This is a genomic window from Pseudomonas sp. XP2 (assembly GCF_053557975.1).
The window spans coordinates 99,390-117,530 of the sequence record NZ_JBNRIK010000003.1 but is presented as its reverse complement, the minus strand read 5'-3'; the positions used below and the strand labels follow the sequence as shown (position 1 = coordinate 117,530).

Here is an 18,141-nt window from a genome sequence, read left to right as displayed (position 1 = left end):
GCTGCGAAGAGGCCAGTGCAGGCCACAGCAAAAGCCGGCAGATGTCACTGGCCCTCCCGAAACCCGCTAGGGCTCACCCCCGCATGCTTGCGAAAGAACCGGCTGAAATACCCCACATCGGCAAACCCCAGCTCATGGGCGATCTCTTTCACGCTCAGGCTTGAATGCCCCAGCATGCGCTTGGCTTCCAGTACCAGCCGGGCATTGATCACGTTCATGGGCGTCATGCCCAGGTGCTCCTGACACAACCGCCCCAGTGTCGCCAGGGTCATGCCGAGCTCGGCAGCGTAGTCCGCCAGTGGCCAGTGCGCGCGGTAGTGCATGTCCACCAATTCACGCAAAGCGGTCAGCTGCTGGCTGCGCCTTGACACTGGGCGCTGCCCACCCTCGGGCATGTGCGGTTCATGGCGCAGCACCTGGATCAGCAGCGTCAGCAGCAGGGCCATGCTGCTGGCCACATGCTCACGGGCGCGGTTGTGGTACTCCTCGCGCAAGGCCATGCACAGCGGCAGCAACGGGTCTTCGTCGGCTGCCCACGAAGGCAGTGCGATCACCTGGGGTTTGCGCACCTGCGCCAGCAGGTTGGGTGCCAGCACCTGGGCAATGCTTTCCAGTGGGTGCTGGGCGGCGGTGATCACCAGGCCCTCGACCTGGCCGGCCCAATGGAAACCATGCACCACTTGCGCCGGTACATACACCACGCAGGGTGCCTGCACCTGGAGCCGGTCACTGTCGAACAGCACCTCACCGCCGCCGCTCTGCAGGTACAGCAGTTGCAGCAAGCCTTCATGACGGTGCGCGGCAATTTCCCAGTTATGTGCGCCAGAACGTTGGGAGATCTGTTCCACATGCAGGGCTTCGTGCCACACCGGTCGGGCGGTTTCACCATACAGGGCGTAGTTGGGGATCTTGTTCATGTTGTTGTAATTGTTCTGTTCGGTACCTGGTTACTGTGCCACAGCTGCCTGCAGGCTTCAGGCGGCAGGACGAATTTTGTCGGGAATGTGGGGCTGGTTGCAGGTTTTGTCCATTCTGCCGGTGTGCCTGCCGGCCCTAGGCTGTGGCCCAGATGAAGCGACACTCTGGAGAGCAGCATGCACAACAACAAGATCCCCTCTCAATGGCTGGGCCTGGATTCGGCCGTATGCGTGGTAACCGGTGCCGCCGGTGGTATTGGCGCGGCGCTGGCCGGCGCCCTGGTCGCACAGCAGGCCCATGTGGTGCTGCTGGACCGTGACCTGGACAAATGCCGTGAACTGGCCGCCACCTTGGGCGAACACAGTGTCGGAGAGGTCAGCGCCTTGGGCTGCGACATCGCCGACCCGGCCAGCGTGGAGCAGGCCGCAGCCCAGGTCCAGGCGCTGCACGGGCGCTGCGATGTACTGGTCAACAATGCCAGCGTGCTGCGCCCCGGCGCGCTGGACGTGCTGAGCCTGGAGCAATGGAACCAGGTGCTGGCGGTCAACCTCACGGGCTACCTGGTGTGTGCCCAGGCCTTCGGCCGTTCGATGCTGGCCCGTGGCCGAGGCCGTATGGTGCACGTGGCCTCGATCGCCGCCCATTACCCGCAACCCAATAGCGGTGCCTACAGTGCGGCCAAGGCCGGGGTCAGCATGCTGTCGCGCCAGATTGCCGTGGAATGGGGGCCACGAGGTGTGCGCAGCAACGCAGTCTGCCCAGGGTTGATCCGCACTCCCTTGTCTGCCGCGTTTTATGCCGACCCGCAAATCGAACGCCAGCGCAGCGCCATGACGGCCAACCAGCGTATTGGTGAGCCACAGGATATCGCCGACGCTGTGCTGTTCCTGGCCAGCCAGCGCGCCGACTACATCAATGGTGCAGAGCTGACCGTGGATGGGGGGCTCGAGAGCATGCCCATGGCGCTGATCCCGCGGCCAGGCTTTGAGGGGGTACGCGCATGACCACACGTAACTGCGATGTGCTGGTGGTCGGGGCGGGTGCGGGTGGCCTGGCGACCGCCATTACTGCAAAGAAGCAGGGCCTTGACGTGATCGTCATCGAAAAGGACGACTGCTTTGGCGGTACCACGGCGTTTTCCGGCGGTGTGTTGTGGGTGCCTGGCAACCGGCACGCTGGCAACGACAGCCCCGAGGCGGCCATGACCTACCTGCGCAACGAAACCGGGGCCTGCTTTGACGCGGCCGGGGTCGAGGCGTTCTTGCGCTACGGGCCGCAGATGGTGGACTTTTTCGAGCGGGAAACCGCCGTGAAGTTCGTGCCCACGCTGTACCCCGACTATCACCCACAAGTCGAAGGGGGCGTCGATGTGGGCCGTTCGATACTGGCCGCACCTTACGACATCCGTGGCCTGGGGCCGGACATGGCACGCCTGCGCCCGCCGCTGAAGACCATCACCTTCATCGGCATGATGTTCAACTCGTCGAATGCCGACCTCAAGCACTTCTTCAACGTCACCCGCTCGTTGACCTCGTTCGTGTACGTGGCCAGGCGCCTGCTCACCCACCTGAAGGAGCTGGCCCTGTATCGCCGCGGTACCCAGGTGACCAGCGGCAATGCCTTGGCGGCGCGCCTGGTGCGCTCGGCGCTGGACCTTGGCATCCCGATTCTCACCGGCACCCCGGCGCGGCAGCTGCTGCGCGACGGTGGGCGGGTGGTGGGGGTACTGGCCGGGCAAGGCGACAGCGAACTGCGTATTCAGGCACGCCGCGGGGTGGTGCTGGCCTGTGGCGGGTTCTCCCATGACTTGCAGCGGTTGCGCCAGGCCTACCCGCATGTGCGCCGTGGCGGTGAGCATTTTTCCCCGGTGCCAGCGGGTAATACCGGCGATGGTGCCCGCATGGCGGAGGCGTTGGGTGCCAAGGTCGATATACGCCTGCAAGCGCCAGCTGCCTGGATGCCGGTGTCGAAGGTGCCGGTGGGTGGCGGGCGATACATCGCCTTTCCGCATCTGCTGGACCGCTACAAGCCGGGCGTGATCGGTGTATTGCGCTCGGGCCGGCGTTTCACCAACGAGTCCAACTCCTACCACGACGTGGGCGCAGCGCTGATCGAAGCCTGCGCCGGCCAGGCAGAAACCGCCATGTGGCTGGTGTGCGACCGCCGTACGCTGGCCAAGTACGGCCTGGGCTTTGCCAAACCTGCACCAATGCCACTGGGGCCATTGCTGCGTAACGGTTACCTGCTCAAGGGCAAGACCTTGGCCGAGCTGGCAGGCAAGGCCGGCATCGATACGCAAGGGCTGGAGCGGACCGTGCGCGATTACAACCTAGGCGCAGTGCAGGGCGAGGACCGCCAATACGGCCGCGGCAGTAACAGCTTCAACCGCTACCTGGCCGACCCTCAGCAACAGCCCAATCCGTGCGTGGCGCCGGTGGGCGAGGGGCCTTACTTTGCCGTGAAGGTCATCATGGGCGATCTGGGCACCTTCGACGGGCTGCGCACCAGCGTGGTCGGCGAAGTGCTGGCCGCCGACGGGCAAGCCATCGAAGGGCTGTATGCGGTGGGTAATGACCGCGCCAGCATCATGGGCGGCAACTACCCCGGTGCCGGCATTACCTTGGGGCCGATCATGACCTTTGGCTACATCACCGGGCGCCACCTGGCAGGTGTCGAGCAGGGGCTGGCGGCAGCGAGCAAAGCGCGGGAGGTAGCGTGATGGACAAGGCTGTGGTCGATCACCGCATCTACACCATTCGCCCGCGCTGCATGGCGGCCTTTATCGAAGCCTTCGACCAGTTGGCGATGCCGATCTTGCTGCGCCACCTCGGCGCACCGCTGGCGTTCTACACCAGCAGCATCGGGCCGCTGAACCAGGTGGTGCACCTGTGGGGTTATGACAGCCTGGATGACTTTGAAAAGCGCAGCGCGGCGCGGGATGCCGACCCGGATTTTGCCGCTTATCTGCATGCCACCCGTGACCTGGTGGTGGCGCAGGAAACCCGGATCCTAAGGCCTGTCTCTCTACATAGTCTCGACAGGCAGTGATGTTGCCTGTGCCGGCGATTGGGCCGCAACGCGGCCCCGAAACACCGTCATAAAAACAACAACAGGTGATACCCATGAACAACACACTCGACGTGCGCCAACTGATCGACCAGCAACCCATCGGCCGTTACCAGAAATGGGTGGTGTTCCTCGGCTTTCTGATCATCGCCCTGGACGGCCTGGATGTGGCCATCATCGGCTTCATTGCCCCCCAACTGAAAAGCGACTGGGGCCTGGGCGCGCAAAGCCTGGGCCCGGTTTTGAGCGCAGCGCTGATCGGCCTCGCCCTTGGCGCTTTGATCGCCGGCCCCTTGGCTGACCGCTACGGACGCAAGGCAGTATTGCTGTACAGCGTGCTGCTGTTCGGCATCTGGACCCTGGCCTCGGCTTTTTCCCCGAACCTGGAAACCTTGGTCGTGCTGCGCTTTCTTACTGGCCTGGGCCTGGGGGCTGCAATGCCCAATGCCAGCACCCTGGTCAGCGAGTACGCCCCGGCGCGCAGCCGCTCGCTGCTGATCACACTGGCGTTCTGCGGGTTCTCCCTGGGGGCAGCGATGGGTGGTTTCGTCAGCGCCTGGATGATACCCAACCTGGGTTGGCGCAGTGTGCTGGTGCTGGGCGGGGTGTTGCCGCTGCTGGTCTTGCCGCTGCTGTACTGGCGCCTGCCAGAGTCGGTCACCTTCCTGGTCAGCAAGGGCGCAGATCGCCAGCGCATTCTGGCCATTGTCCGCCGCCTGGCCCCCGACCATGTCAACGCCGACAGTACGTTCGTCATGCCCGCCAAGCGCCAGGGCACTGACGGTGCGATTGGCACCATCCTCTCGCAGCGCTATCGTTTTGGTACCTGCATGCTCTGGGCTGGCTATGTGCTGGCGCTGTTCCTGGTCTACCTGTTCAGCGGCTGGCTGCCGACGCTGGTGAAGGAGGGCGGTGGTTTTTCGGTGTCCGAAGCAGCCATTGTCACGGCCTGCTTCCAGATTGGCGGGCCGGCAGGGGCGATTTCAGTAGGCTGGGCCATGGACCGCTGTAACCCTCAGCGCGTATTGATGCTGACTTTTCTGTTCAGTGGTGCGGTGATTTTCACGATTGGCCAGGTGGTGGGGGATTTCGCCTGGCTGTGCGCCATTGCCTGCGCCGTGGGCTTTGGGCTGAATGGCGCAAGCGTTGGCATGAATGCATTGGCCGCAGCTTTTTACCCCACTGAGGCACGGGCAACCGGGGCCAGCTGGATGAGCGGCATTGGGCGCATTGGTGCCGTGCTCAGCGCCTTCGCCGGGGCTCAGATGCTGGCATTGGGCTGGAGCTTTGCGCAAGTGTTTGCATCATTGCTGATCCCTGCCGGGCTGGCGGCATTGGCGGTATGGCTGCAGGGGCGCAATGCTGCGCTACGGTTTAACGCTCAAGGCTGTACATCCGGCACTCCGCCAGCAGCGCCAGCAGGTTCGGCTCCCGCTCCCTAGCCTTCAGGAACACCACGCCTATATGTTGCTGCAAGCGGTATTGCGGCTTCAAGGCAATCAGCCTGACGCGGTTTTCGTACACCGCCGCAATGCGCCCGGGCAGCAGGGCAAAGCCCACGCCCGAGCTGACCATGCTCAGCAGGGTGAAGATGTCGTTCACCTGCATGGCCACCTTGGGCTCGAAGCCGGCCTGCTGGAACACCCGTGCGCCATCGCGGTGGGTGGCGAAGCCCTGGGTCAGGGTGATGAAGGTGGAGTCGGCGAGGTCGGCCAGGTCCACCTCGGCCTGCCCGGCGAAAGGCGAGTCGGTTGGCACAGCAAGGAAGATATCATCGGAGAACAGCGGCAGTTGCTCGCATGCCGGGTCGCTGATGCTGTCGTCGAGCGACACAAGGATGGCTTCCAGCTCGTGGTTTTTCAGGCGCTGCAGCAGGTCGACGTTGGAGCCCAGGGTAAGGTCGATGTTCAGCTCGCTGCGGCGCAGTTTCAGCCCCATGACCAGTTTGGGCACGGTCTTCACCGTCAGCGAGTAGAGTGCGCCCAGGCGGAAACGCTCGGCGTAGAAGCCGGCGGCTTCACGGGTCTGGCGGACCATCTGCTCGGCGTCCAGGATCAATTGCCGGGCTTTCTTTTCCAGCACGTAGGCGCTTTCCAGCGGGATCAGCTGGCGGCCTTCGTGCTTGAACAACGGGCAGCGCAAGGCGCTTTCCAGTGAGTGGATGGCCCGGTGCACGCTCACGGCGCTGGTGGACAACTCAACCGCCGCGCGGCCGAGGTTGCCCGTGCGCATGAAGGCAAGGAAGGTTTCCAGCTTTTTGAGGGTCAGTTCTTCGTCGATGAGCATGGGGGCCTGGGTGAGTATGGCGATAGAGTTATGGGGTGTTTGAGATCGAGCGCCGCCCGCGCGGCGCATCGCGAGCTGCGCTCGCTCCTACGTTTGTTCCGGGCCAATTAATCCTGTGGGATTTGCGCGCGAACGCGTTGGTGCATGGCTCGATATCGTGTCGTACGAACAGGGCGGTCGCGCGCGTTGGCGCAGGTGTTAGTGGCCCGAAACAAACGTAGGCGCGAGCGCAGCTCGCGATGCGCCGCGCGGGCGGCGCTCGATCTCAAACACACCCCACACCTCAAGCCATACGCTCGATCAACGCCCACAACGCCGGGTCATTGAAATCATTCACGACCAGCCTGGCACCCGCCTCCAGCAACCGCTGCGGCGTCTGTGTCGTCGCCACGCCCACGGTAAATATCCCCGCGCCACTGGCGGCCGCAACCCCCGGCAATGAATCCTCGAAGGCCAGCGCCTGGCCGGCCTCGGCGCCCAGTTGCTGCAGGCCGGTGAGGTAGGGCAGCGGGTCTGGCTTGGGCCGCGCCAGCTCCTCGGCTACCAGCACATGCTCGAAATGCTGGCCAAGGCCCATGGCATTCAGCATGTGTTCGGCGTTCAGCCGCGGTGCATTGGTCACCACGCACATGCCGATGTCATGGGCCTTGGCATGCGCAAGCAGGCGCAAAAGGCCTGGCATCGGGTCAAGACATGGCGACAAGTCGCGAAACAGCGCCTCCTTGCGATCGGCCAGTGTCCGGCACTGTTCGACGCTCGCGCCGCTGAACAGCTCGGCGAACAACTCGCCGTTGGCGCGGCCACTGACCTGGGCATCGAACTGCGCCTGGCTCAGTTCGCGGCCGTCATGCTCACGCAGCAGTTGGCGAAAGGCCTGCAGGTGCAGGGTATCGGTGTCGGTGAGGGTTCCGTCGAGGTCGAACAGCAGGGCGGTGAGCATGGGGTATCCAGATCAAGAAAACACAAGCCTTGGGATCATAACCAATGCTGGCGACAAAGGGGGCTGTTCAGCGTGCTCCGAAAAGAGTACAAATGTGCTCCATGGACACTCTTACCCCCAAACGCCGCGCCATTTTCGAATTCATCCGCGAGCGCATTGCCGAGCACAGCCAGCCACCGAGCCTGGCCGATATCGCCACGCGCTTCGGTTTTGCCTCGCGCAGCGTCGCGCGCAAGCACATTACCGCCCTGTGCCAGGCCGGTTACATTGATGTCACGCCCAACCAGGCGCGGGGCATTCGCCTGGCCGAACCGCTGCGCCGGCCGGAAATCCTGGAAGTGCCGGTACTGGGCCAAGTGGCGGCAGGTGCCCCCATTGGCCCGGACCTGGATATCCACGAACAGCTCCTGCTCGACCCCAGCCTGTTCCGTCGCACCCCTGACTACCTGCTTAAAGTGCGTGGCGATTCGATGATCGACGACGGCATCTTCGACGGTGATCTGGTCGGCATCCTTCAACAGGCCGACGCCCGCGATGGCCAGATCGTGGTGGCGCGCCTGGACGGCGAAGTCACCATCAAGCGCCTGCAACGCCTGGGCAGCGGGTACCGGCTGTTGCCACGCAACCCGGCCTATGCACCCATCGATGTGAAACCCGACCAGGCGTTTTTCATCGAAGGCGTGTTCTGCGGCTTGCTGAGGCGTGACTGATGGGCGCGGTGGTCGACCTCGACAGGCTGCTCGACCAGCGCCGTGTCTGGCGCGGGCGGCAGGCCCAGGCACGGCCACTGGGGTTGCAGCCGACCGGTCATGCTGCCCTCGACGCGCGCCTGCCTGAAGGTGGCTGGCCGGCGGCGGCACTCAGCGAGTTGCTGCTGGCCAACCCCGGTTGCGGCGAGTTGCAACTGCTATGGCCCACACTGGCGCGGCTTAGCGCCGAAGGCAGCCGGGTGGTGCTGGTGGCGCCGCCCTTCATTCCTTACGCACCGGCCTGGCAGGCAGCGGGGGTGGACCTGCGCTGGCTGGTGCAGGTGGACGCCGCCCCCGCCGATGCCCTGTGGGCCGCCGAACAGTGCCTGCGCTCGGGCAGTTGCGCGGCGGTGCTGTGCTGGCCTGAACGTGCCGATGACCGTGCCTTGCGGCGTTTGCAGGTGGCCGCAGAAACCGGCCAGGCGCTGGCATTCGCCTGCCGGCCGCATCAGGCAGCACACAACCCCTCGCCAGCAGCACTGCGCGTTGCCGTCGACACCCGTCCGGCACAGTGGCGTGTGCTGAAAAGCCGGGGCGGCATGCCACCGGCGCTGCCCATCGCCTGCCCTGGGCGGGGCTGATGCCCCATGCTTTGGGCTTGCATCCTGCTCCCGCAGCTGGCGCTGGACACCGTCCTGCGGGAGCGTGACGACCCCGACACACCCTTGGTGCTGGTTGGCGGGCCTAGCCAACGTCGGGTATTGCAAGCGGTCAGCCCCGCAGCGGCTGCACTCGGGTTGCGGGCAGGGCAGACCCTTACGGCGGCACGTGCCCTGGCAGAGGGTTTTACTTGCGTCGAAGCCGACCCCAGGCGCATCGAGCAGGTTCAGCAATTGCTGGCAGCCTGGGCCTATCGCTTCAGTGCCCAGGTCAGCCTGCATTACCCGCGGGCTTTGCTCCTGGAAGTGGGGTCCAGCCTGCAACTGTTCGGCCCCTGGCCGTTGTTCGAGGCACGCCTGCGCCAGGAGCTGGCAGATTTGGGGCTGCGTCAACGCATCGTCCTGGCCAGTAACCCGGTAGCGGCGCGCATGCTTGCCAATGGTCATGATGGCTTGGCCTTGAGCGACGCCGACGCCACCCGTGCGGCACTGCTGGGCATGCCCATCACCCGTATCGGCCTGCCGGCAGATGCCGCCGAGGCGTTTGCCCGCATGGGCCTGCGGCAGTTGGGCCAAGTACTGGCCTTGCCGCGCGATACAGTGGCCCGGCGCTTTTCGGCCCAGGTGCAGTTGCACCTCGACCAGTTGCTTGGCCTGCGCAATGCGGGGCTGGACTTCTACCAGCCACCGGACCGCTTCGAAACCCGGCTGGAGCTGAACTTCGACGTTGAGTCGCACCAGGCGTTGTTGTTTCCGCTGCGGCGTATGCTCAACGACCTTGCCGCTTTCCTCGCCGGGCGCGACTGTGGCGTGCAGCGTTTTTGCCTGCACCTGGAACATGCCGAAGGGCCTGATACCCTGCTGCAGGTAGGCCTGCTGGCGGCCGAACGCGATGCCGCCATGCTGTTCGAACTGGCCCGTGGGCGCCTGGAGCCGCTGCGCATTCCCGCCCCTGTACGCAACCTGCGGCTGGTTGCCGAAGACCTGCCGCCCTTTGTACCGCAGCATCAGGCGTTGTTCGACCCACGCGCGCAGCAGGCACAACCCTGGGAACAATTGCGCGAGCGGCTGCGCGCTCGCCTGGGGGATGAGGCCGTCAAGGGGCTGAGCGCGGCAGCCGATCACCGCCCCGAGTGCGCCTGGCAGCTGACCGAGCAAGGCGCCCAAGGCAGTATGACGGTGGCTCCGGGCAGTCGCCCGGGCTGGCTGCTGCCAGCCCCGATGGCGCTGGACGCCAGCAGCTACCAGGTACAGGGCCAGGCCGAACGCATCGAGTCGGGCTGGTGGGATGGCGGCGACGTGCGCCGGGACTACTACCGCATCGAAACCCGTGACGGCCTGCGCGGCTGGGCCTACCGCGACCTCGGCCAGGCCGGCCCGCTGTGGCTGCAGGGCTGGTTCGCATGAGCACGCCGGGTTATGCCGAGTTGCATTGCTTGTCCAACTTCAGCTTCCAGCGCGGGGCGTCGAGCGCTGACGAGCTGTTCAGGCGTGCACGCGAACAAGGCTACCAGGCCCTGGCGGTCACTGACGAGTGCACCCTGGCCGGCATCGTCAGGGCCTGGCAGGCCGCCAAGGCCCATCAGCTGCGGCTGATCGTAGGCAGTGAGGTGCGGCTGCAAGAAGGCCCCAAGCTGGTGCTGCTGGTCGAGAACCTGGCCGGTTACCAGAGCTTGTGCGCGTTGATCACCCGGGCCCGGCGGCGGGCGCAAAAGGGCGAGTACCAGCTGTTTCGCGACGACCTGCAGCAGCACCATCAAGGCTTGCTGGCGCTATGGGTGGCCGATGACTGCGCCGATATGGCCACCGGGGAGTGGTTACGCAGTGTGTTCAGCGAGCGCTTGTGGCTGGCCGTGCACCTGCATCGAGGCAGTGACGATACCCAGCGTCTGCAGCACTTGCGTGGCCTGGCCGCTGAACTGGGTATCCGCGCCGTGGCCTGTGGCGATGTGCACATGCATGTGCGCGGTCGGCGTGCCTTGCAGGATTGCATGACTGCCATCCGCCAGCATTGCCAGGTAGCCGAGGCCGGGCGTTTTCTGTTTGCCAATGGCGAGCGGCACCTGCGCAGCCAGGCACAGCTGGGCGAACTCTATCCTGCCGACCTGCTGGCCGAGACCCTGGCCATTGCCGGGCGCTGCCAGTTTGACCTGAGCCAGCTGCAATACCAGTACCCGCGCGAACTGGTGCCCCAAGGCCATACCCCGGCAGGCTGGTTGCGTGAACTGTGCGAACAGGGGTTGCCGTTACGCTGGCCAGACGGGCCGGGTGACAAGGTGCGCGAAGTGCTGGCCACGGAGTTGGCGCTGATCGAGGAACTCGGTTACGAAAGCTACTTTCTGACCGTGCATGACATTGTCGCCTTCGCCCGCAGCCAAGGCATTCTGTGTCAGGGCCGCGGCTCGGCGGCCAATTCGGTGGTGTGTTTCGTGCTGGGCATTACCGAGCTCGATCCCCTGCAGCATCGCCTGCTGTTCGAGCGCTTCCTGTCGCGTGAACGTAACGAGCCGCCGGATATTGACGTGGACTTCGAGCACGATCGGCGCGAAGAAGTGATCCAGTATGTGTTTCGACGCTATGGCCGGCATCGTGCGGCGCTGACGGCGGTGGTCAACACCTACCACGCCGCCGGGGCTGTGCGCGATGTGGCGCGGGTATTGGGTTTGCCGGTGGACCAGGTGGATGCCTTGGCAAAATGCTGTGGTCGCTGGAGCGACCGTATGCCCGATGACCAGCGCTTGGCCGAAGCCGGCTTTGAGGCCAGCAGCCCTTCACTGCGGCGGGTACTGGTGCTGGCGGGCGAGCTGATCGGCTTCCCCCGGCACCTGTCGCAGCACCCGGGCGGCTTTGTCATTTCCCAGCAACCGCTCGACCAGCTGGTGCCGGTGGAGAATGCCGCGATGGCGGAGCGCACGGTCATCCAGTGGGACAAGGACGACCTGGACATGGTCGGCCTGCTCAAGGTCGATGTGCTGGCGCTGGGCATGCTCAGTGCCTTGCGCCGCTGCTTCGACTTGCTGCAGCGCCATCGGGGCCAGCACCTGACCCTTGCCACCATCCCCAGCGAAGACCCAGCCACCTACGCGATGATCAGCCGTGCCGAGACCATGGGGGTGTTCCAGATCGAGTCGCGTGCGCAAATGGCCATGCTGCCTCGGCTGCAGCCCAAGACCTTCTATGACCTGGTCATCGAAGTGGCGATTGTGCGCCCTGGGCCGATCCAGGGTGACATGGTGCACCCGTACCTGCGCCGGCGGCTGAAGCAGGAGCCCGTCACTTATCCCTCACCGCAGCTCAAGGAAGTCTTTGAGCGGACCTTGGGCGTGCCGCTGTTCCAGGAGCAGGTAATGGAGCTGGCCATGGTTGCCGCCGACTACACACCGGGCGAGGCCGACCAGCTTCGGCGCAGCATGGCGGCCTGGAAACGCCACGGGCGCCTGGACCCGCACCGCGAGCGGCTGGTGCGAGGCATGCTGCGCAATGGTTACGAACTGGCGTTTGCCGAACGCATTTTCGAGCAGATCAAGGGTTTTGGCAGCTATGGCTTCCCGGAGTCGCACGCGGCCAGCTTTGCCTTGCTGTGTTATGCCAGCAGTTGGCTGAAGTGCCATGAACCGGCGATCTTCACCTGCGCGCTGGTCAACAGCTGGCCCATGGGCTTCTATAGCCCTGACCAGTTGCTGCAAGAGGCCCGGCGCCAGGGTATCGAGGTGCGGTCGGTAGATGTCTGCCACAGCGAATGGGACTGTACCCTCGAGCCTGATGCTCAAGGCACATTGGCCATTCGGATGGGTTTGCGCCTGGTGCGCGGGTTGGCTGAGGCTGATGCCAGGCGGCTGGAGCAGGCGAGGGCTCAACGGCCATGGCGCGATGTCGAGGACCTGTGCCTGCGTGCCGGGCTCGACGCACGGGCCCGAGCCCGGCTGGCCGATGGCGGGGCGCTGCGAGCCTTGGCCAGCGATCGTCACCAGGCACGCTGGCAGGTGGCGGCGGTGCAGCCGCAGCTGCCGCTGTTCACTGATGTGCAAGCGGTGCCTGAAACGCCAGTGGACTTGCCTGTGCCCACCGTAGGCGAAGACCTGATGGCCGATTACCAGGCGCTGGGCACAACGCTGGGGCCGCATCCGCTGGCACTGTTGCGCTCACGCCTGAGGGCGCTGGGGTGTCGCAGCTCCAGCGAGCTGCAGGGTGTCGAGCATGGCGACAACATTGCCGTGGCCGGGTTGGTGGTGGGGCGGCAACGGCCCCAGACAGCCAGCGGAGTGACCTTCGTCACCCTGGAAGACGAGCACGGGATGGTCAACGTGGTGGTGTGGCGGGACATTGCCGAACGGCAGCGGCGGGCGCTGGTGGGGGCGCAGCTGCTCAAGGTGAGTGGGCGGCTGGAGCAGGAGAACGGCGTGCGGCACCTGATAGCACGGCGGCTGGAGGATGTGACCCCGTTGCTGCAAGGGCTGGATGTGCGCAGCCGGGATTTCCAGTAACCCCCGGCCCTACCAAAAGCCGTGATGCTCGCGTATTCCTTGTGGGAGCGGGTTCACCCGCGAACACGGGCGAAGCCCGTGCCATCCACCGTGTTGCCTTCTTCGCGGGTAAACCCGCTCCCACAGGGGCCGCTCACGCTTTCAGATTGGCAAGATAAAGACGATTCACGGCTCGCCAGTTACACCATCGCCAACCGCTGCTTGCGCGTCGGTGCCGGGAACGCCCGGTCGATTGCCCGAAGGTCTTCGCTGTTCAAGGTCAGCGCACCTGCGGCTGCATTCAGCCGCACATGCTCGGGCGCCACGGCCTTGGGGATGGCGATCACTCCGTCATTACGGGTCACCCAGGCCAGGCTGACCTGGGCTGGCGTGGCGCCATGGCGCTCGGCGATTTCTGCCAGCACCGGGTGCTGCAGCAAGCGCCCGGCCTGGGCCAGCGGGCAGTAGGCCATGGTCGGCAACGCGCGCTTTTCGCACCACGGCAGCAAGTCGAACTCGATGCCACGCTGAGCCGGGTTGTACAGCACCTGGTTGGTGGCGCAGTCAGGGTTGTGCAGTTCGCGCAGGTCGTCGAGGTCGAAGTTGGACACGCCCCAGCGCTTGATCTTGCCTTGTTCGCGCAAATGCTCGAAGGCTTCGACGGTTTCTTCCAGCGGGTGCTGGCCACGCCAGTGCAGCAGGTACAGGTCGATGCAGTCGGTACCCAGGCGTGTGAGGCTGCGCTCGCAGGCGGCCGCCATACTGCGTCGGCCGGCATTGTGCGGGTACACCTTGCTGACCAGAAACACTTGGTCGCGGCGCCCGGCAATGGCTTGGCCAACCACGTCTTCCGCCCCACCTTCGGCGTACATCTCAGCGGTGTCGATCAGGCTCAGGCCCAACTCAATGCCCTGTTGCAATGCCGCCACCTCGGCGGCTTTGCGGCCAGGGTCCTCGCCCATGTACCAAGTGCCCTGGCCGATGGCCGGAACGCTCGAACCTGCCAGTTTCACGTAACGCATGTCACCTCCCGGATGTGGGTATTGGAAAGCACAACCTCAAGCAGCGCTTGCGCTGCAGTGGAAAGCTTGTGTTCGCTGAGGGCAATCACGCCGATGCGCCGCTCGACCGTGGGCTCCACCAGGGTGACGCAGCGGGCGCCGAGTTCCTGCATCTGGTTGATGCACAGCGCCGGTACGGCACTGACCCCCAGGCCGCTGGCGACCATTCGGCCGATGGTTGCCAGTTGGTGGCTCTCGAAAGCCACGGCCAGTTTGCCGTGGTGGGCGGCCACATTCTGCTCCATCAGCAGGCGTACCGCCGAAGGGCGTTGCAGCGCCACGAAGTCCTCGGCCATCAGCTGTGCCCAACTGACCTGTGGCAGCAGCGCCAAAGGCGAGTCTGCGGGTACCACCGCGACAAAGCGGTCCAGGTACAACGGGTGGAAGTCCAGCCCGTCGATGTTGTCCGGCTCGAAGCCGATGCCCAATTCGACGCGGCGATGGCGTACCAGTTCCAGCACCTGTTCGTTGATCACGTCATGCACCGTGACATTGACCTTGGGGTAGCACTGGCGAAATACCTTGAGCGAGTGGGGCAGCAGGTTGCCGGCGAAGGCCGGCATGGCCGCCACCGACACACGGCCCAGTTGCAAGGTGAAGCGTTGGCGCAGCATCTCTTCCGTGTCGTCCCAGTCTGCCAGCAGGCGCCGTGCCAGCGGCAGCAACACTTCGCCCTCGGCGGTCAGGCTGACGCTGCGCGTGGTGCGGCTGAGCAGGGCGCCGCCGAGGTTTTCTTCCAGGGCCTTGATGGTCAGGCTCAGGGCGGGTTGCGAGATATGCAGGTGTTCCCCGGCCTGGGCAAAGCTCTGGTACTTGGCCACGGCGACAAAGGCACGCAGTTGCTTGACGTTCATGACAGGCCTATTGTCTGTTTTGTAAAAGTTATCAATCGATGACGAAAACAAAATTAACAAATCAGTCGCGTGCGGTGAAGATGTCTGCACACGCTCACCGACAGCCTCGTCGGTTCTACAACTACAAAAGGCGGATCAGCATGGCCGGACTGGACAAGCGCGTTGCAACCTATGAACAGGCCCTTGAAGGCCTGACCGACAACATGACAGTACTGGCCGGTGGTTTTGGCCTGTGCGGCATCCCGGAAAACCTCATCAGCGAAATCAAGCGACGCGGCGTCAAAGGCTTGACCGTGGTGTCGAACAACTGCGGCGTTGACGGCTTTGGCCTGGGCGTGTTGCTGGAAGATCGTCAGATTCGCAAGATGATTGCCTCCTATGTGGGCGAGAACGCCGAATTCGAACGCCAGCTGCTCAGTGGTGAGCTGGACGTGGAGCTGACCCCGCAGGGCACCCTGGCTGAGAAGATGCGTGCCGGCGGCGCCGGGATCCCGGCGTTCTACACCGCCACCGGCTACGGCACCCCGGTTGCAGAGGGCAAGGAAGTGCGCGAGTTCAAGGGCCGCAAGTACATCCTCGAAGAAGCCATTACCGGTGACTTCGCCATCGTCAAGGGCTGGAAGGCTGACCACTACGGCAATGTGGTGTACCGCAATACTGCGCAAAACTTCAATCCGCTGGCGGCCACCGCCGGCAAGATCACTGTGGTCGAAGTGGAAGAGATCGTCGAACCCGGCGTGCTGTTGCCCAGCGAAATTCACACCCCGGGCATCTATGTGGACCGTGTCATCGTCGGCACCTTCGAAAAACGCATCGAAAAGCGCACCGTCAAGGCCTGAGCGCCATCCACCAGAACAACAAAGAGACCCTGACCATGGCACTGACCCGCGAACAGATGGCGCAACGCGTCGCACGTGAACTGAAGGACGGCTACTACGTCAACCTGGGCATTGGCATTCCTACCCTGGTAGCGAACTACGTACCCGCCGATATGGATGTGATGCTGCAATCAGAAAACGGCCTGCTCGGCATGGGCGAATTCCCGACCGAAAGCACCCTCGATGCCGACATGATCAACGCCGGCAAGCAAACCGTCACCGCCCGCCGCGGCGCCTCGATCTTCGATTCGGCACAGTCGTTCGCCATGATCCGGGGTGGCCACGTCGACCTCACCGTGCTGGGTGCCTTCGAGGTCGACGTGCAAGGCAACATCGCCTCGTGGATGATCCCCGGCAAGCTGGTGAAGGGCATGGGCGGTGCAATGGACCTGGTGGCTGGCGCCGAGAACATCATCGTCACCATGACCCATGCCTCCAAGGACGGTGAGTCCAAACTGCTGCCACACTGCAGCCTGCCGCTGACCGGCGCCGGCTGCATCCGCAAGGTGCTGACCGACCTGGCCTACCTGGAAATCGAAGACGGCGCCTTCATCCTGCGCGAAACCGCGCCGGGGGTAAGCGTTGAAGAGATCATCGCGAAAACCGCCGGCAAGTTGATCGTGCCGGATGACGTGAAGGAAATGACCTTCTGATTCAACGGGCTTCATACATTCCCCTGCAGGAGCAGCTTTGGGCTGCGAAGGGGCCAGTGCAGGCATTCATATAATGTTTGTCTGTACTGGCCGCTTCGCAGCACAAGGCTGCTCCTACAGGGGTTTTGTGTTTTGGCTGATTTATCCGATAAAACCAATAAAAGGAATTCAACTGTGGCCGCTGAAATCCAAGACAGCCGTTCTGCGCGCTTTGCCTTGCGCTGCTCCAACTGGGCCGAACGCTGGTTCCCCGATTCCTGGGTGTTCGCCGCCCTGGCGGTGCTGCTGGTGTGTATCGGTGCCCTGGCCATGGGCGCCAAACCGACCGACACTGCCAAGGCCTTTGGTGACGGTTTCTGGAGCCTGATCCCGTTTACCATGCAGATGGCCTTCGTGGTCATTGGCGGTTATGTCGTGGCCAGCTCGCCTCCGGCCGCGCGGCTGATTGATCGCCTGGCGCGTATCCCCGGCAATGGTCGCTCGGCAGTGTGCTGGGTAGCCCTGATTTCGATGCTGGCTTCCTTGCTCAACTGGGGCCTGTCGCTGGTGTTCGGGGGCCTGCTGGTACGCGCCCTGGCGCGGCGCACCGAACTCAAGATGGACTACCGCGCCGCTGGCGCGGCCGCCTACCTGGGCCTGGGTGCAGTGTGGGCGCTGGGCTTGTCATCGTCGGCGGCGCAACTGCAGGCCAACCCGGCCAGCCTGCCACCGTCCATCCTGTCGATTACCGGGGTAATCCCGTTCACTGAAACCATCTTCCTCTGGCAGTCCGGCGTGATGCTGTTGGCGTTGGTGCTGGTCTCGCTGGTAATCGCCTATGCCACGGCCCCTGGCCCGAACAGCGCGCGCAGTGCCGAAGACTGCGGCGTCGACCCCAGCTTCACAGCGCCACCTGCACCGCAGCGCACGCGCCCGGGTGAGTGGCTGGAGCACAGCCCGATCCTGATCTTGCTGCTGGTGGCCCTGGCCGCTGGTTGGCTCTACCAGGAGTTCGCCACCAAGCCGGCGATTACCGCGATCTCCGGGCTGAACACCTACAACCTGTTGTTCATCATGCTCGGCGCCTTGCTGCACTGGCGCCCACGCAGCTTTCTGGACGCTGTGGCGCGCGCCGTACCGACCACCACGGGTGTGCTGATCCAGTTCCCGTTGTACGGGTCCATCGCTGCCATTCTCACCCAGGTGAAGGGCGTCGATGAACAGACGCTGGCCCACCATATTTCGCTGTTTTTCACCCAGATTGCCACCCACGACACCTATGCCGTGCTGATGGGAGTGTACTCGGCCGTTTTGGGCTTCTTCATCCCTTCGGGCGGTGGCAAGTGGATCATCGAAGCACCGTACGTGATGCTGGTGGCCAACGACCTGCAGTACCACCTGGGCTGGGCGGTGCAGATCTATAACGCTGCCGAAGCCTTGCCGAACCTGATCAACCCGTTCTACATGCTGCCGCTGCTGGGCGTACTGGGGCTCAAGGCGCGCGACCTGATCGGCTTCTCGTTCGTGCAGTTGCTGGTGCATGTGCCGTTGGTGCTGGTGTTGCTGTGGGCGCTGGGTACGACGCTGCAATACGTACCGCCTGTGATGCCATGAAGGCAGGGCCGCTGTGCGGCCCATCGCCGGCAAGCCAGCTCCCACAGGCCCGGCTGACGCTGTATGTGTGGAACCTGGCTT

16 protein-coding genes are annotated in these 18,141 nt (G+C 64.3%); 11 read left to right on the top strand and 5 right to left on the bottom strand.

Annotated elements, in window-relative coordinates; genetic code table 11:
* Positions 1-44 precede the first annotated feature (44 nt).
* Entirely contained in the window at positions 45-917 is an 873-nt protein-coding gene (locus tag ACK1VC_RS05175) for a helix-turn-helix domain-containing protein (protein ID WP_016487283.1), read from the bottom strand.
* 177 nt (positions 918-1,094) lie between these two features.
* Between ACK1VC_RS05175 and ACK1VC_RS05170 the strand changes: the two genes are divergently transcribed.
* The 4 genes from ACK1VC_RS05170 to ACK1VC_RS05155 all read left to right on the top strand — a co-directional run bounded on the left by ACK1VC_RS05170 (position 1,095) and on the right by ACK1VC_RS05155 (position 5,426).
* Positions 1,095-1,922 (top strand): SDR family NAD(P)-dependent oxidoreductase, encoded by an 828-nt coding sequence (locus ACK1VC_RS05170; protein WP_016487282.1) that lies wholly within the window; start codon positions 1,095-1,097, stop codon positions 1,920-1,922.
* On the top strand, positions 1,919-3,637 hold the full coding sequence (locus ACK1VC_RS05165) for an FAD-dependent oxidoreductase (RefSeq protein WP_191086626.1): 1,719 nt from the start codon (positions 1,919-1,921) through the stop codon (positions 3,635-3,637). Before ACK1VC_RS05170 ends, ACK1VC_RS05165 begins: the two co-directional genes overlap by 4 nt.
* Positions 3,637-3,966, top strand: a complete 330-nt coding sequence (locus ACK1VC_RS05160; RefSeq protein ID WP_095115324.1) for an NIPSNAP family protein — start codon at positions 3,637-3,639, stop codon at positions 3,964-3,966. Before ACK1VC_RS05165 ends, ACK1VC_RS05160 begins: the two co-directional genes overlap by 1 nt.
* A 74-nt stretch (positions 3,967-4,040) precedes the next feature.
* Complete coding sequence (locus ACK1VC_RS05155; RefSeq protein WP_016487279.1) at positions 4,041-5,426, top strand: MFS transporter; 1,386 nt, start codon at positions 4,041-4,043, stop codon at positions 5,424-5,426.
* On the opposite strand, the gene ACK1VC_RS05150 is transcribed toward ACK1VC_RS05155, so the two are convergent.
* Both ACK1VC_RS05150 and ACK1VC_RS05145 read right to left on the bottom strand, forming a co-directional pair.
* Positions 5,359-6,270 (bottom strand): LysR family transcriptional regulator, encoded by a 912-nt coding sequence (locus tag ACK1VC_RS05150; RefSeq protein WP_016487278.1) that lies wholly within the window; start codon positions 6,268-6,270, stop codon positions 5,359-5,361. The genes ACK1VC_RS05155 and ACK1VC_RS05150 overlap by 68 nt on opposite strands.
* A gap of 283 nt (positions 6,271-6,553) precedes the next feature.
* Positions 6,554-7,210, bottom strand: coding sequence for an HAD family hydrolase (locus ACK1VC_RS05145; protein ID WP_191086625.1), 657 nt, complete (start codon positions 7,208-7,210; stop codon positions 6,554-6,556).
* A 92-nt stretch (positions 7,211-7,302) separates the two neighbouring features.
* Here ACK1VC_RS05145 and lexA point away from each other — a divergent pair, with 92 nt between their 5' ends.
* The 4 genes from lexA to ACK1VC_RS05125 are packed head-to-tail and all read left to right on the top strand — an operon-like array spanning position 7,303 to position 13,042.
* On the top strand, positions 7,303-7,920 hold the full coding sequence (lexA, locus tag ACK1VC_RS05140) for a transcriptional repressor LexA (RefSeq protein ID WP_016487276.1): 618 nt from the start codon (positions 7,303-7,305) through the stop codon (positions 7,918-7,920).
* Entirely contained in the window at positions 7,920-8,540 is a 621-nt protein-coding gene (imuA, locus tag ACK1VC_RS05135) for a translesion DNA synthesis-associated protein ImuA (RefSeq protein ID WP_016487275.1), read from the top strand. Before lexA ends, imuA begins: the two co-directional genes overlap by 1 nt.
* 6 nt (positions 8,541-8,546) lie before the next feature.
* Positions 8,547-9,965 carry a Y-family DNA polymerase gene (locus tag ACK1VC_RS05130; protein WP_070086426.1) on the top strand — a complete coding sequence of 473 codons (1,419 nt, stop codon included), beginning with the start codon at positions 8,547-8,549 and terminating at the stop codon, positions 9,963-9,965.
* A complete protein-coding gene (locus ACK1VC_RS05125) occupies positions 9,962-13,042 on the top strand; it encodes an error-prone DNA polymerase (protein ID WP_191086623.1) in 3,081 nt (1,026 codons plus the stop codon). The genes ACK1VC_RS05130 and ACK1VC_RS05125 overlap by 4 nt, the downstream gene beginning before the upstream one ends.
* Positions 13,043-13,221: 179 nt before the next feature.
* Here ACK1VC_RS05125 and ACK1VC_RS05120 read toward each other — a convergent pair whose 3' ends face one another.
* Entirely contained in the window at positions 13,222-14,043 is an 822-nt protein-coding gene (locus ACK1VC_RS05120; RefSeq protein ID WP_016487272.1) for an aldo/keto reductase, read from the bottom strand.
* A complete protein-coding gene (locus ACK1VC_RS05115; protein WP_191086622.1) occupies positions 14,031-14,936 on the bottom strand; it encodes a LysR family transcriptional regulator in 906 nt (301 codons plus the stop codon). Before ACK1VC_RS05115 ends, ACK1VC_RS05120 begins: the two co-directional genes overlap by 13 nt.
* A gap of 140 nt (positions 14,937-15,076) precedes the next feature.
* Here ACK1VC_RS05115 and ACK1VC_RS05110 point away from each other — a divergent pair, with 140 nt between their 5' ends.
* The 3 genes from ACK1VC_RS05110 to ACK1VC_RS05100 all read left to right on the top strand — a co-directional run bounded on the left by ACK1VC_RS05110 (position 15,077) and on the right by ACK1VC_RS05100 (position 18,060).
* Complete coding sequence (locus ACK1VC_RS05110) at positions 15,077-15,775, top strand: CoA transferase subunit A (RefSeq protein WP_016487270.1); 699 nt, start codon at positions 15,077-15,079, stop codon at positions 15,773-15,775.
* A 35-nt stretch (positions 15,776-15,810) separates the two neighbouring features.
* On the top strand, positions 15,811-16,467 hold the full coding sequence (locus tag ACK1VC_RS05105; protein ID WP_016487269.1) for a CoA transferase subunit B: 657 nt from the start codon (positions 15,811-15,813) through the stop codon (positions 16,465-16,467).
* 174 nt (positions 16,468-16,641) lie between these two features.
* Positions 16,642-18,060 (top strand): short-chain fatty acid transporter, encoded by a 1,419-nt coding sequence (locus ACK1VC_RS05100; RefSeq protein ID WP_016487268.1) that lies wholly within the window; start codon positions 16,642-16,644, stop codon positions 18,058-18,060.
* Positions 18,061-18,141 lie beyond the last annotated feature (81 nt).

Bases quoted from the DNA above. Each gene is read 5' to 3' on its own strand.
- ACK1VC_RS05175 (WP_016487283.1), bottom strand. From the start codon at position 917: ATGAACAAGATCCCCAACTACGCCCTGTATGGTGAAACCGCCCGACCG.
- ACK1VC_RS05170 (WP_016487282.1), top strand. From the start codon at position 1,095: ATGCACAACAACAAGATCCCCTCTCAATGGCTGGGCCTGGATTCGGCC.
- ACK1VC_RS05165 (WP_191086626.1), top strand. From the start codon at position 1,919: ATGACCACACGTAACTGCGATGTGCTGGTGGTCGGGGCGGGTGCGGGT.
- ACK1VC_RS05160 (WP_095115324.1), top strand. From the start codon at position 3,637: ATGGACAAGGCTGTGGTCGATCACCGCATCTACACCATTCGCCCGCGC.
- ACK1VC_RS05155 (WP_016487279.1), top strand. From the start codon at position 4,041: ATGAACAACACACTCGACGTGCGCCAACTGATCGACCAGCAACCCATC.
- ACK1VC_RS05150 (WP_016487278.1), bottom strand. From the start codon at position 6,270: ATGCTCATCGACGAAGAACTGACCCTCAAAAAGCTGGAAACCTTCCTT.
- ACK1VC_RS05145 (WP_191086625.1), bottom strand. From the start codon at position 7,210: ATGCTCACCGCCCTGCTGTTCGACCTCGACGGAACCCTCACCGACACC.
- lexA (WP_016487276.1), top strand. From the start codon at position 7,303: ATGTGCTCCATGGACACTCTTACCCCCAAACGCCGCGCCATTTTCGAA.
- imuA (WP_016487275.1), top strand. From the start codon at position 7,920: ATGGGCGCGGTGGTCGACCTCGACAGGCTGCTCGACCAGCGCCGTGTC.
- ACK1VC_RS05130 (WP_070086426.1), top strand. From the start codon at position 8,547: ATGCTTTGGGCTTGCATCCTGCTCCCGCAGCTGGCGCTGGACACCGTC.
- ACK1VC_RS05125 (WP_191086623.1), top strand. From the start codon at position 9,962: ATGAGCACGCCGGGTTATGCCGAGTTGCATTGCTTGTCCAACTTCAGC.
- ACK1VC_RS05120 (WP_016487272.1), bottom strand. From the start codon at position 14,043: ATGCGTTACGTGAAACTGGCAGGTTCGAGCGTTCCGGCCATCGGCCAG.
- ACK1VC_RS05115 (WP_191086622.1), bottom strand. From the start codon at position 14,936: ATGAACGTCAAGCAACTGCGTGCCTTTGTCGCCGTGGCCAAGTACCAG.
- ACK1VC_RS05110 (WP_016487270.1), top strand. From the start codon at position 15,077: ATGGCCGGACTGGACAAGCGCGTTGCAACCTATGAACAGGCCCTTGAA.
- ACK1VC_RS05105 (WP_016487269.1), top strand. From the start codon at position 15,811: ATGGCACTGACCCGCGAACAGATGGCGCAACGCGTCGCACGTGAACTG.